Genomic DNA, 13616 nt, shown 5'->3' on the forward strand with positions numbered 1-13616 from the left:
AAAATAATTTCATTACAAATTTGGAGAATCCAATTTTATATTTAACTTTGAAAAACAAAGTACTTTTAAAATGACCAACACAGAAGAACAACTCAACACATTAAAAGACATTAGACAGCTCATGGATCGCTCATCGAGGTTTATTTCCTTGAGTGGTTTATCAGGTGTTTTTGCCGGAATTGTTGCGTTAATTGGAGCGTATATGGCCAATATCAAAATCAACAGCTACTTACATCAAAAAGGCTATGAAAACGGTTATAACGGCGTTATAGACTTGGAAATTAGTTTAATTAAACTGGCTTTTGGAATTTTATTTGTTGCTTTAGCTGGAGGGGTTTTATTCACCTACCGCAAAAGTAAAAAGAACAAGCTCCCAATCTGGGATAAAACATCGAGAGCCATGCTGTTCAATTTGGCCATCCCTTTGGTTGCAGGTGGTCTCTTCATTATTGCATTGTTAATCCGACTTGAAGGAATTTACAGCATCATTGCCCCCTCTTGTTTAATCTTTTACGGACTGGCATTAATTAATGCCAGTAAATATACCTATTCTGATATCCGCTATTTAGGCCTTTGTGAACTTGTTTTGGGCTTAATTTGCTTGTTTTTCCCAGGTTATGGGCTTATTTTTTGGGCCACTGGATTTGGCATCTTACATATTCTGTACGGGCTTTTAATGTATTTCAAGTACGAGAAAAGCTAATTTATATGAAAAACCCGATAGCAGATTTAAATAAAATATTTGACAGCAGGATTCGATTAGGTGTAATGTCGATTCTGATTGTAAACGATGAAATTGGTTTCAACGATTTAAAGCAAATGCTCGAGTTAACCGATGGAAACTTGGCTTCACATGTAAACACGTTGGAGCAAGCAGAATTTATAAAGGTGCATAAAGGCTTTATCGGACGAAAAACCAGCACCACCTACTCCATTACTCCTTTGGGAAAAGAATCTTTCAAAGCACATTTAGATGCGCTTGAAAAAATGATACAGAAACTCTAATTCTTTTTTTGACTATCAACTTTGAAATACAAAGCACTTTTAAAAAATGAAAAATCAAGCAAACCAAGTCATCCTCTTATCCATTGTCGGTGGATTTCTCTTTAACTTTTTGTTTTGGGGCAACGGCTCATCCGTTAATCTACTTATTTACAGTGTATTTATCATTGCGATAAACTGCTGCAACAATGAAGCAGTAAAGACCCTTAAATTTAAACTGTATGCACTTGCTCATCTTTTTGCAGCCATACTCGTTATCATTAATCATTCTGATTTGTCCTTAACGGCCTATTATTTCAGTATGGTTATTTTTATTGGTTTTAGCCATACACAGCACATCCGAAGTGTGCTCACTGCGCTTTGGATTGGGCTTGTTCATTTCTTTACCCTTCCAATCTCCTTTATTCAAACCGCTTTAAAGATTACGATTGGCAATTACAACCTCCATCCCTTAAAAAAATTAATCAAATACGTGTTATTGCCTTGCTTTATCGTATTTATTTTCACGATTTTATATAGCCTCGCCAACAGCATTTTTGCAAAATTTATAGAAGATATGCTTCAGCAGCTTGCTGACAGCTTTACGGCTGTATTGAATTTCTTCTTCAAAAATCTAACCATTGGCCAGTTTATGCATTTCATTTTTGGTATTGGTGTTACCGGGGCTCTAATTATCGTTTATCAAGATAAAAACATTGAAAATGCGGAATGCAAGCAACAAGAGAAACACCTTAGAAAGCGTCTTAATCGCAAACAAAATAATCCCTGGTACGAAATGGCCTTCATATTTGCCGGTAATTTACTTACCCGAAACCTTGCGTTAAAAACAGAATATATCACAGCAATCGTATCCTTTACAGCGCTAAATGTGATGTTGCTTTTTTTAAATGGGATCGATATTTCTACTGTTTGGTTCAACTATCAACCTTCCGATGGTTATTCAGCAGAACTCCACAATGGCACCAACGTACTTATTTTCAGCATCGTATTAGCCATGATGGTTATTCTTTATTTCTTCCGGGCCAACTTAAACTTTTACAGTAAAAATAAATTGCTTCGTCAGTTGGTGTATGCCTGGATAATTCAAAATTGCATTCTTGTGATTTCTGTGGTCATACGCGATGGATATTACATCGATCAAAACGGCCTAACGTACAAAAGAATTGGGGTATTGGTATTCGCTACGCTTTGTTTCGTAGGCTTGGCAACTGTTTACCTTAAAGTTCAGCAACAAAAAACCTTGTTCTATTTACTCAAAGTAAATGGTAATATTTGGTACGCGCTTTTATTGGCTTTCAGCGTAATTAATTGGGATGTGGCTATTGTAAAATACAACATCGCTCAAATGGATTCATCAAACATTGATTGCAATCATCTACTTTCCTTATCGAATAAAACGCTTCCGATACTGGATCAAAACAGGGTCAAGTTTAACATTGCCAGCAAACCAAATCAAGAAACCTTTTTAAAACGCCTAGACAATAGAATTGATGGATTCAAAAATTCATATGAGGTACGCAATTGGTTAGGATGGAATTTACAAGATTGGAGAACGGCCGAATATTTTGGAATCAGTAAGTAATCAATGAAATAAAATCAGAAAAATGAAACTCAACAGAAACACTTTCCGCATTGCAATTGGAATTCTTTTGTTTTTACTTTTAAAGGCTCTTTACACGGTTCTAACTACCGAACAGCTTTCATTTATACTTGGTCCAACCAATTTCCTGGTCTCTTTATTGCTTTCAACAAAAGCCTCATACTTACACGGAATCGGGTATTTCCATCACGATCTAAACATTACGATTGAAAAGGCTTGTTCCGGTTTTAATTTCATGTTATTGAGCTTTATTCTAAGCTATTATTTAGCGGTGAATCAATTAAAAAACGGTTTTTCAGCAGGAGTAATCCTAACAATTTCATTGATTTTCAGCTGGATACTAACCGTGTTTGTGAATGCTTCTCGTATTGTATCCTCAGTAATTATCAATCGTTCTTTTTTCTTTTCAAAAAGTGCAGAAGCAGTTCTACACCAAACTGAAGGCACTTTTATCTACCTCTTTTTCTTGGTTTTAACCTACAAAGCACTCAACTATTTACTTGAAAAATTTGCACCTAATGAAAAATCTGTTTAACCCACGATGGATTATTGCACTGACCATTTTGCCTTCGATCCTCTTACTTTTTTTGCTTTATGGTCAATTTACAATAATTAGAAACTTAATGGATACAGATAATGTAGCCATTTGGAAAGAGTACGCTGTTTGGCTAATCGTTTTAACTACATTTCAAATGGTTTATGCCGGAATTTGCATGGCAAAAAAAGCACCCATTTCTGCTTACCATGCTATACTCAACTTAGTTTTCTACTCCGCGTTTCTATATGCATTGGTAGATAATGAAAGTTCCTTTATTCCCTTCAGTGTTCCTAATTGGATGATTAATATCGATCCTCTTTATTATTCGGGCACCTTTCTGATGCCTTCGCTCATACACGCCCTCTTCATTTTAGTAGTAAAATCAAGTAAAAAAAGTACCGCATCATCACCCTGGTTAAGCTTTTTATACAGCCTTTTTATTCCCATATTGGTATATGTATTTGTACAAATTAATTTGCCTTTATGGCAAGGCATTAACTCAAATTTTGAACAACATGCATTCGTTGTATTAGTTATTTCTGCCTCTATATTTTTCTTATTCTTTATCAGTCGTGGATTTTATCTACTAACCATTCGCCGATCAGGAATTCTTGTAAAATATGAGATTATTTTAAAAGTGATTTTTTGCCTCATCCTCCCCTTCCTCGGATTATTAATCAACAATGGGGTGTTTTCTCCTCAATATGGATTTGGCAGCAATGTATTCGGTGACTTTAGTAGCTTATGGTTTTACATCCTTACCGTTCTAAATGCGCTCATACTTTGCTTAAGTCCTATCCAAAGTAAGCGTTTTAGGTTGATTCGCTTTATTGCCTTGCTTGCATGTTATCCTTTTACACTTTATTTTTTCTTGGTATTTCTTCCATTTTTACCCCTAGCCCTGCCTGCCGTAATTTTTATTGGGTTCGGCTTCCTACTACTTGCTCCTTTGGTCTTATTTATTATCCAAACCAATTGCTTTTACCAAGAATATCAAGTACTAAAACAGTTCTATCCAACCACGAGGCTTATTTTTCTTGGCTGCAGCGCTTTTTTAATTTTACCCACAACCATTACGGTGTGTAACTTACACGATAAATACACCTTAAATAACGCACTAGAATACGTTTATAGCCGAGATTACACAAAAAAATACCACATTAATAGTCAATCGCTTTTAAAAACCTTGGATAAAATCCAGCGAAACAAAAGCCATCGAAACGAACTAGGCAATCAGCATCAGCCTTTTTTATCGCCTTATTTTAATTGGTTAGTATTGGATAACTTGGCCTTATCTGATAAAAAAATTAGAAAACTTGCCGCCATTTTTGACGGAACCTATGAAGAAAATACTGTACTTGAACCTCCATTTCCACACGATGTTAAAATGGCTAAAATTACCGCAAACAGTATGTTCGACTCCAGTCAGAATGCTTGGAGAAGCACCATTGATTTTGAACTTCGCAACGATAGTAAAATTGACTTAAACAGTTTTGAAACGGTATTTAATTTACCTGCAGGGTGCTGGGTTAGCAACTATTATTTGTACGTCGGCAAACGAAAAGAATACGGTATCCTTGCCGAAAAAAAATCAGCGCTTTGGGTATTTTCGAATATACGAAACGAAAGACGCGACCCTGGCATTTTATATTATTTAACAGGAAATAAAATTGCTTTCAAAATATTTCCTTTTGCAGCAAAAGAAACACGCAAGAGTGGTATTGAGCTTTTACACAAAGAACCTTTCACGTTTAAAATTGACGGCAAGTCGGTTGTTTTAGGAAATATGACAAAAAATTCTTCCGCTAAAATAGCATCCATAAATGGTTCCAATTACATTCCTGCCAATCAGAAAAAAAATCTTCCGCTCGTTAAAAGAAGCGCTAAATATCATTTCATAGTGAATGTTTCTAGCGGAAAGGAATCTCATATTGATTCATATATTCAACGAATAACACAATTTGTTGCACAAAAGAAAATCAATCCCAGTCAGATTGAAATTGATTTCACCAATGCGACGATGGACAGTATAGCGTACACATTGAACTGGAAAAAGCGCTTATCTGAACAGACTTTTCAAGGTGGATTTTATGCTGAAGGGGCGATAAAAGAGATTTTAACAGATAGAATGAGCAAGCATGACAATTCGTTTCCAGTTATCATTCTTGTATCAAATGATTCAAAAATTGAACTCTTACCTGATGATTTTGCCGATTACAAGATGGCTTTCCCAGAATCTGATTTATTTTATGAGCTCGATACGGAAAATAATTTATGGAGCCATTCATTAGTGGAGCACGCGAAATTACGAAAAGAAAATGTGCGCGCTATATCGGCACTGCCGGTTCGCGTTTGGAAAACAAAAACGGCTGAATCCTTTTATTTGCCAGATGATAATCAAGCTTCATTTCTGTTCAATAAAAATGAATTCAAAAACGATAACCTCTCAAATAAAACGACCAAATGGATCACTGGACTTCATTTACAAGGCGTTTGGACAAATGTTTTATTTTACAAATCGGCCAGCGAAGAGCAGCACCTAAGCTTGATACGACAAAGCATGCAAAGCGGCATTCTTTCTCCTTTTACCTCCTACTTGGTTGTAGAAAATGAAGCACAAAAAATTGCGTTAATGAAAAAACAAAAACAAATTTTATCCGGAAACAAAAACCTCGATCCCGATGAGGATACCCAAAGAATGGACGAACCTAACTTGAGCCTTTTATTGGCAGCATTGTTACTTTTCATTGGCTACAGAAATAAGGGAAAGCTTCGAACTTATTATCGACTAAAATTTACATCCAAGCGAAAAAAACTTTCGGTCTTTTTCGGCTGATACACAACTGCATTATCTTTATATGAAACAAGCATTAAAATAAAATCATCATGAAAAATTTAGAAAACAATCAATCTTCAAAACATCGCATAATCATTTATCTTTCGGTAATTGCATCCATTTTATGCATCCCGCTGATTGCCATGCTATTTACATCTGAAGTAAAATGGACAGCATTCGATTTTATCGTTGCTGCGATATTATTAGGAGCAACAGCCTCCGGCATTGAATGGGTTATTCGGACGGTTAAAAAACCAACCATGCGAAACCTTTTGTTTGCCATTATTTTACTGCTTTTATTTCTATTATGGGCAGAGTTGGCCGTTGGTATTTTTGGTTCGCCCATTGCTGGCAGTTAAATTAAGAAGGGTTATTTCTGCGAAGGGGATGAATCTTGCCAAGCGTATCAAACCGCAAAAAGCTAAACCCGATTGCGAGAAAAGCCCGCATCCCAATTTTTCATTGGGAGCGGACTTGCAGCAAAAGCGGGACTAAAATTGACGATTCACATAAAAGCTTCATTTTCTTTAAAAAAACATTCTTTATTATTTGTTTAAAGGGTTTGAAATTGTAGCTTTGGGCAAATTTTGTAGCAAATGAATATTCACGAATACCAGGGTAAACAAATATTAAAAAGTTTCGGTGTTAACGTTCAAGAAGGAATTGTAGCCGAAACGCCTGAGCAAGCTGTTGAAGCGGCTAAAAAAATGAAAACCGATTATAACTCTGATTGGGTTGTAATTAAAGCGCAAATCCACGCTGGTGGACGCGGTAAAGGTGGTGGTGTTAAATTAGCCAAAAACCTTGAAGAGGTTAAACAACGTGCTACCGATATTATTGGTATGCAATTGGTTACACCACAAACCGGCCCGGAAGGTAAATTAGTGAACAAAGTTTTAGTTGCTCAGGATGTATACTATCCAGGTGCTTCTGAAACAAAAGAATTTTATATTTCAGTATTATTAGACCGTGCTAAAGGCCGCAACATCATCATGTACAGTACCGAAGGCGGTATGGATATTGAAGAAGTTGCAGAACACACACCACACTTAATTTTCAAAGAAGAAATTGACCCTAAAGTTGGTTTACAAGGTTTCCAAGCACGTAAAATTGCTTTTAACTTAGGTGTAAGTGGCAATGCATTTAAAGAAATGGTAAAATTCGTTTCAGCTTTATACAAAGCATACGAAGCAACCGATTCTTCTATGTTTGAAATTAACCCAGTATTGAAAACTTCTGACGATAAAGTAATTGCTGTTGATGCAAAAGTTAATTTAGATGAGAACGGTTTATTCCGTCATCCAGATTATGCTGCAATGCGCGATGTTACTGAAGAAGATCCAATGGAGGTTGAAGCAAGTGCTAGTAACTTAAACTTCGTTAACTTAGATGGTAACGTAGGTTGTATGGTTAACGGTGCTGGTTTAGCAATGGCAACGATGGATATCATTAAATTAGCTGGTGGCGAGCCTGCTAACTTCTTAGACGTGGGTGGAACAGCTAATGCACAAACTGTGAAAGCAGCTTTCAACATCATTTTAAAAGATCCAAACGTAAAAGCAATCTTAATTAATATTTTTGGTGGTATTGTACGTTGCGACCGTGTTGCGCAAGGTGTAATCGACGCGTATAAAGAAATCGGTAACATTCCGGTTCCTATTATCTGCCGTTTACAAGGTACTAATGCTGAAGAAGCTAAAAAATTAATTGACGAATCTGGCTTACAAGTTTACTCAGCAATTGCTTTAAAAGAAGCAGCTGACTTGGTAACTAAAGTTTTGGCAGAACAAGCATAAGAAAGCGCCAAAAGCGTTTAATATAAACAAAAAGTCCTTTCAACAATATTGTTGAAAGGACTTTTTGTTTATATCACAATTTATACCTCGCGGTTTTTTAAAACCCGCGAGGTTTAAGCCCTGCAAAGGAGCTCCATTAAATCGTATACGTTTGAAAACCTATGTGGTTTTCTATAACTGAAACTCCAAAATATCACCAGGCTGGCAATCTAATGCAATGCAAATAGCTTCAAGTGTTTCCAATCGGATTGCTTTAGCCTTACCGGTTTTTAAAATAGATAAATTAGACAGCGTAATTCCTATGCGTTCGCTTAATTCGGTTAACGACATTTTTCGTCGAGCAAGCATCACATCTAAATTTATAATTATGGGCATTGTTGTGTAAAGTTAAATAGTTAAATCGTTTTCTTGTTTTAGTTTAATACTCGTTTTTAGCAATAAGAGAAAAACCCATACAATTACACAACTCGTAATTAAACCAAGTTCATACTCCAAAAACTTCATCAATTGTTTAGAAAAATTAATAGCGAATTTAATTTGAGTTATATTAATTAATGTATTATAGCATGTGTAAAAACCAAAAAGAGTCTGAATCACAAGTATTACTAAAAATGTTTTTAAAATTTTTGATAGTATTTGAATGATATCTTCAGACACTATGTTCGACTTAAGTTTAAAAAATTCATAAATCAACTTACAGATATACAAATAAATAGTGTACCTTAAAATCATTTCGAACATCGCTACTAAATAATAGCTACTAATCCGCATTTTAAGAGAATTTAGAACCATAAAAACATCACCAATAATCAATAGTAATAGTCCTATTGCTGTCAAAAAAAATACAGTTTTCAATCCTTTGAATGTTTGTTTATACTCTTTCATTATATCAAATTATTAAATCGTTCTCTGATTTTAGTTTATTACTGTACAACATTCCCAATTTCAACCCCCACACCAAAATAATGGTTAAAATTAAATTCACCTGGCTACCAAAAAAAGCCGACAAATCAGGCAAAATGAACAAAGCTGCTTTCCATAATGCACCTTGATACCCCCCACTAAAAAAAGCACTGAGTAAAAAATAAACGTGAATCAAAAGATTAAAACCTAATAAAACTAGCAAGGCATACGAAATCCTTGACACCCGTACCATTGCCCTATTTGTTAATAAAAATGTTTTAATACGCAACAGCTTATATCCTTCGTTACCGACATATAAATATATGCAGAGCCTAAAAAATGCTTGGACACCTGTAACCAAAGCCATCCTATCATCCTTTAAATAGTACAAAAGTACCAGCATCAAAAAAAGCAGAAACACACCCAATCCTTTAAACAGGAAAAAACATCTACTTTTCGAAATTTGTAATTCAGTTTCTTTCATTAATTGTTAATTTAAATTGTCTTAATTTTACTAATACGACCAGTAATGCATTCAATCATTTGTTACAATCTGGAAATTGTATATGCAGACTTCCTAACATCCAGATTAAAAGCCAGCACTATTTTTCACATTACGATCATTTCACTTTTCAAACATATTCATATTATTATTAAAAAACAATATAAATTTATTGATTTACAATAAATAATAATCGAATAACGATTAAACACCTTATAATCAGACAAAAATTCGTTAAAACTAAATTGGAACGATTTTTGTTAGGAATTAAGATGAAAAATATTTGTGCAATCTTAACATTTTCAGTATATTATCCTTTTGGAATGACATACAATTTCGTACCTTTGCACACTCCATAATTAAAAGAGCACAATTCGTATAAATGAGACAACTCAAGATAACGCAATCCATTACCAACCGTGAAAGTCAATCCCTAGACAAATACTTACACGAAATTGGTAAGGTAGATTTAATCACAGCAGAAGAAGAGGTAATTTTAGCAAGAAAAATTCGTGAGGGCGATCAAGCTGCATTAGAGCGACTTACTAAAACAAACTTACGTTTCGTTGTTTCTGTTGCTAAACAATATCAAAACCAAGGTTTAACCTTAGGTGATTTAATTAACGAAGGAAACTTAGGTTTAATTAAAGCTGCTAAACGCTTTGATGAAACAAAAGGTTTTAAATTCATATCATACGCTGTATGGTGGATTCGTCAATCGATTTTACAAGCTATTGCTGAACAAAGTCGTATTGTACGTTTACCTTTAAACCAAGTAGGTTCGTTAAGTAAAATTAGCAAAGCTTTCTCTAAACTAGAGCAAGAGTATGAGCGTGAGCCTTCTCCGGAAGAATTGGCTGACATTTTAGAAACTACGGTTGATAAAATCTCTGACACGTTGAGTAACTCAGGTCGCCACGTATCCATGGATGCTCCATTTGTTCAAGGTGAGGAAAATACCTTGTTAGATGTATTAGAAAACCACGAACCAAATACTGATAGTTCATTAATTAATGAATCGTTATCAGAAGAAATTAAGCGTTCATTATCTACTCTTACCGAAAGAGAAAGAGAAATTATCGTTTTATTCTTCGGTTTAGGCTCTAATCACCCCCTATCGTTAGAAGAAATTGGCGAGAAATTTAATTTAACGCGCGAACGTGTACGTCAAATTAAAGATAAAGCGTTGCAACGCTTACGTCACACTTCTAGAAGTAAAATCTTAAAATCGTACTTGGGTTAAAAGTACATTACATACTACATAAAAAAAGGATTGATGCTACATCAATCCTTTTTTTATGGGCATTTTTTCCAAGCAAACTATCCAAACCTATAAGGTTTTTAAAACCTTATAGGTTTATTCTTGCAAATCAATTCATTTTTATATAAATTTGATATCATTATAATATCACTAAATACAAAAAAAATGGAAAAAAATTTTCGCCCTTTTAGCGGCTGGTTTATGCTGCTTGTATGCATTTGCTTACTTGTTTTTGCTGTTTTAATTATTTCTTATCGAACACAACCCTGGCATATTATTTTAGGGGTGTTCACTATTTTTGTTTCTTTTATTCTGTGTTGTGGATTTATTGCTATAGAACCAAATAGCAGTAGAGTAATTACCTTATTTGGCAGTTATGTTGGTACTACGAAAGCAACTGGTTTTTTCTGGACAAATCCATTTTATACAAAGAAAAAAATATCCCTACGTGCCAATAACTTAGATACAAAAGCCATTAAGGTAAATGATAAACATGGCAACCCAATCATTATTGGCGCTGTGGTAGTATGGCGTGTAGACAATGCCTATAAAGCGGCCTTTGAGGTAGACAATTATGCTTCTTTTGTTATCACTCAAAGTGAATCTGCTATCAGAAAACTAGCCGGACATTACAGTTACGACAACTTTGAGGATGAAAATGCAGAAATCACGCTTCGATCTAGCGGAGATGAGGTAAGTCAAATGTTGGAAAAAGAAATAGCCGAGCGCTTAGCCATTGCTGGAATTGTTATCGTAGAAGCACGAATTTCGCATTTGGCATATGCTGAAGAAATTGCAAGTGCTATGTTGCAGCGTCAGCAAGCAACGGCAGTAGTTGCTGCACGAGCCAAAATCGTAGAGGGTGCTGTAGGCATGGTAGAAATGGCCTTAGAACAATTGTCTCAAAAATCGATTGTTACCCTCGATGAAGAACGAAAAGCACAAATGGTTAGCAATTTAATGCTAGTTTTGTGTGGCGACAAAAGTGCCCAACCTGTGATTAATGCAGGAAGTATTTATCAATAATTTTAAAAATAATGCGATGGAAATCTTATTTCCATTGTTTCTAAATGTTTTCGGTTTGAAGAAAAAAAACTTCATATTAAGATTAGATGAAAATTTATACGACGCGTTAAGCCGCTGGGCTGCAGACGATTTTAGAAGTATTAATGGACAAATGGAATGGATATTACATACAGCTTTAAAACAAAATAAAAGATTACCCAAAGCGCAACAAAAGAATAGTCCGGATCAAGAAGCGGATGCCCCTTCTGAATAAAGACTATTCAAACATTCGGGACTCAGCAGCTGTCCTTTTTTCCATCCAATAAATTAAAATAGGGCGGTGTACCGCTGCCCTATTTTAAAATTATCTTTTAAAGCCTCAATTTTGTGGTTCAAACCTATAAAGCTTTCCAAACCTATAAGGCTTTAAAAACCTTATAGGTTTAAAGCCTTATACGCGGTCGTCTGAATATGGATTTGCATGTGCATAATCTACTGCCGAAATTTTATAATCAGTTGGAGCAAAACTATTTGAAGTACTTAATGCCATTCCCAATTCAAAACGAACCGGATAAGGTGTTTGCAATAAACTACCTGCTGGAATATAAGGATAACTCTCTAAATACGATTGCATCACCGTTGGGTTCACCCTTCTATTAATGTAGGCGCGGCTTAGTTGGCTTGGCTCTCTTAAACCGGCGGCCCCCAATAACTCCACTGCACTCGCTACGGTTAAATTATGAAAATTCTTAACGCGTACTTTCTTATCTTCCACCACTAAACCTTTCATTAAACTTTGATCTTGCGTAGCAACTCCCGTTGGACAAGTATTACTGTTACATTCCAAGGCTTGAATGCATCCTAATGCGAACATCATTCCCCTCGCCGTGTTGCACATATCGGCTCCAAGGGCTATGTTTTTAACCAAATCAAATCCCGTTGCTACTTTACCAGAGGCAATAATTTTAATGTGTTTTTTAAGATCAAATCCGGTTAAAACATCGTAAACAAAAGCTACTGCATCACGCAAAGGCATCCCTACCGAATTTGAAAACTCTTGCGGAGCAGCACCTGTTCCACCTTCTCCCCCGTCAACCGTGATAAAATCAGGGTAAATCTTCGTTTCCACCATCGCTTTACAAATGGCAAAAAACTCCGACCGACGGCCGATACACAATTTAAAACCAACTGGTTTTCCACCAGATAACGTGCGTAATTTTTTCACAAACTCCAATAAACCGATTGGTGTTGAAAAAACAGAGTGCCCTGGAGGCGACAATACATCTTTTCCTTCGGACACCAAACGGATCCGCGCTACTTCTGGAGTTACTTTTTTAGCGGGTAACATACCACCATGACCGGGTTTTGCACCTTGCGAAAGTTTTATTTCAATCATCCGAACCTGTTCCCATTGAGCTCTTTCGGCAAAGGCATCGTAATTAAAGGTTCCATCAGGGTTCCTGCATCCGAAATATCCGGTACCAATTTGCCAAATTAAATCACCTCCGGGTTGACGGTGATAATCGCTTATCCCCCCCTCACCCGTATTATGGGCAAAGTTTCCGAGCTTAGCTCCTCCGTTTAAAGAGAGAATGGCATTTTGACTTAATGAGCCAAAACTCATGGCCGAAATATTGTAAATACTTGCTGAATACGGCTTAGTACAATCGGGGCCTCCTACTAAAACACGTGGATCTAAATTTAAATCGTGATGCGAAATAGCCGAAATACTGTGACTTAACCATTCATAGCCATTTTCGTACACATTTAACTGTGTACCAAAAGGAATCGTATCGTTATCGAGCTTTGCTCTTTGGTAAATGAGCGACCGATTTAAGCGGTTATAAGGGGTTCCATTTACATCGCTTTCTACAAAATATTGATATACTTTTGGACGCAAATCTTCCATAAAGTAACGTAACCTTCCAATCACAGGGTAATTACGTACAATACTGTGCTTGGGCTGAATTAAATCGTAAATCCCTAAAATTACAATCGGACCGGTAAAGATCGCCAGCCACCATAATGGCGCATAGGTAAGACCTAACATCACAGTTAAGGTTACCAAAAATGCTGCAATTGCTACAAATGCTTTTCTCATGTTTTGTATAGTCGAAAATTAATACGCAAAGATTAGCATTGTTTAAACAACTGACACTATTATTTTGTTATT

At 35.8% G+C, this 13616-nt stretch carries 13 protein-coding genes; 10 read left to right on the forward strand and 3 right to left on the reverse strand.

What is annotated here, in order from left to right; translation table 11 throughout:
• The first annotated feature begins 70 nt into the window (after positions 1–70).
• The 7 genes from ACJVDK_RS07225 (at position 71) to sucC (ending at position 7772) form a co-directional block, all read left to right on the forward strand.
• Positions 71–703 carry a hypothetical protein gene (locus tag ACJVDK_RS07225; protein WP_443939609.1) on the forward strand — a complete coding sequence of 211 codons (633 nt, stop codon included), beginning with the start codon at positions 71–73 and terminating at the stop codon, positions 701–703.
• A 5-nt stretch (positions 704–708) separates the two neighbouring features.
• Positions 709–1005 (forward strand): winged helix-turn-helix domain-containing protein, encoded by a 297-nt coding sequence (locus ACJVDK_RS07230; RefSeq protein WP_443939610.1) that lies wholly within the window; start codon positions 709–711, stop codon positions 1003–1005.
• Positions 1006–1051: 46 nt separating this feature from the next.
• The gene (locus ACJVDK_RS07235; RefSeq protein WP_443939611.1) at positions 1052–2584 is read left to right on the forward strand and encodes a DUF4153 domain-containing protein; all 1533 of its coding nucleotides are present in this window, start codon (positions 1052–1054) and stop codon (positions 2582–2584) included.
• Between the two features lie 22 nt (positions 2585–2606).
• Positions 2607–3137 (forward strand): exosortase K, encoded by a 531-nt coding sequence (xrtK, locus tag ACJVDK_RS07240; RefSeq protein WP_443939612.1) that lies wholly within the window; start codon positions 2607–2609, stop codon positions 3135–3137.
• Positions 3121–5976: an MSEP-CTERM sorting domain-containing protein gene (locus tag ACJVDK_RS07245; protein ID WP_443939613.1), complete on the forward strand. Its 2856-nt coding sequence runs from the start codon at positions 3121–3123 to the stop codon at positions 5974–5976. Before xrtK ends, ACJVDK_RS07245 begins: the two co-directional genes overlap by 17 nt.
• 50 nt (positions 5977–6026) lie before the next feature.
• Complete coding sequence (locus ACJVDK_RS07250) at positions 6027–6335, forward strand: hypothetical protein (protein ID WP_443939614.1); 309 nt, start codon at positions 6027–6029, stop codon at positions 6333–6335.
• Positions 6336–6572: 237 nt separating this feature from the next.
• Positions 6573–7772, forward strand: coding sequence for an ADP-forming succinate--CoA ligase subunit beta (gene sucC / locus ACJVDK_RS07255; protein ID WP_443939615.1), 1200 nt, complete (start codon positions 6573–6575; stop codon positions 7770–7772).
• Between the two features lie 171 nt (positions 7773–7943).
• On the opposite strand, the gene ACJVDK_RS07260 is transcribed toward sucC, so the two are convergent.
• Together ACJVDK_RS07260 and ACJVDK_RS07265 are read right to left on the reverse strand one after the other, a co-directional pair.
• On the reverse strand, positions 7944–8147 hold the full coding sequence (locus ACJVDK_RS07260; RefSeq protein WP_443939616.1) for a helix-turn-helix domain-containing protein: 204 nt from the start codon (positions 8145–8147) through the stop codon (positions 7944–7946).
• A gap of 514 nt (positions 8148–8661) precedes the next feature.
• The gene (locus ACJVDK_RS07265) at positions 8662–9159 is read right to left on the reverse strand and encodes a hypothetical protein (RefSeq protein WP_443939617.1); all 498 of its coding nucleotides are present in this window, start codon (positions 9157–9159) and stop codon (positions 8662–8664) included.
• Between the two features lie 400 nt (positions 9160–9559).
• On the opposite strand from ACJVDK_RS07265, the gene ACJVDK_RS07270 reads away from it, so the two are divergent.
• The 3 genes from ACJVDK_RS07270 (at position 9560) to ACJVDK_RS07280 (ending at position 11717) form a co-directional block, all read left to right on the forward strand.
• Entirely contained in the window at positions 9560–10420 is an 861-nt protein-coding gene (locus ACJVDK_RS07270; protein ID WP_010601359.1) for a sigma-70 family RNA polymerase sigma factor, read from the forward strand.
• Positions 10421–10603: 183 nt separating this feature from the next.
• Positions 10604–11464, forward strand: coding sequence for an SPFH domain-containing protein (locus ACJVDK_RS07275; protein ID WP_443939618.1), 861 nt, complete (start codon positions 10604–10606; stop codon positions 11462–11464).
• A gap of 16 nt (positions 11465–11480) precedes the next feature.
• On the forward strand, positions 11481–11717 hold the full coding sequence (locus ACJVDK_RS07280; RefSeq protein ID WP_443939619.1) for an Arc family DNA binding domain-containing protein: 237 nt from the start codon (positions 11481–11483) through the stop codon (positions 11715–11717).
• 177 nt (positions 11718–11894) lie between these two features.
• Here ACJVDK_RS07280 and ACJVDK_RS07285 read toward each other — a convergent pair whose 3' ends face one another.
• Positions 11895–13544 (reverse strand): FMN-binding glutamate synthase family protein, encoded by a 1650-nt coding sequence (locus ACJVDK_RS07285; RefSeq protein ID WP_443939620.1) that lies wholly within the window; start codon positions 13542–13544, stop codon positions 11895–11897.
• Positions 13545–13616 lie beyond the last annotated feature (72 nt).

The organism is Pedobacter paludisoli (genome assembly GCF_052344095.1).
Lineage (GTDB): Bacteria > Bacteroidota > Bacteroidia > Sphingobacteriales > Sphingobacteriaceae > Pedobacter.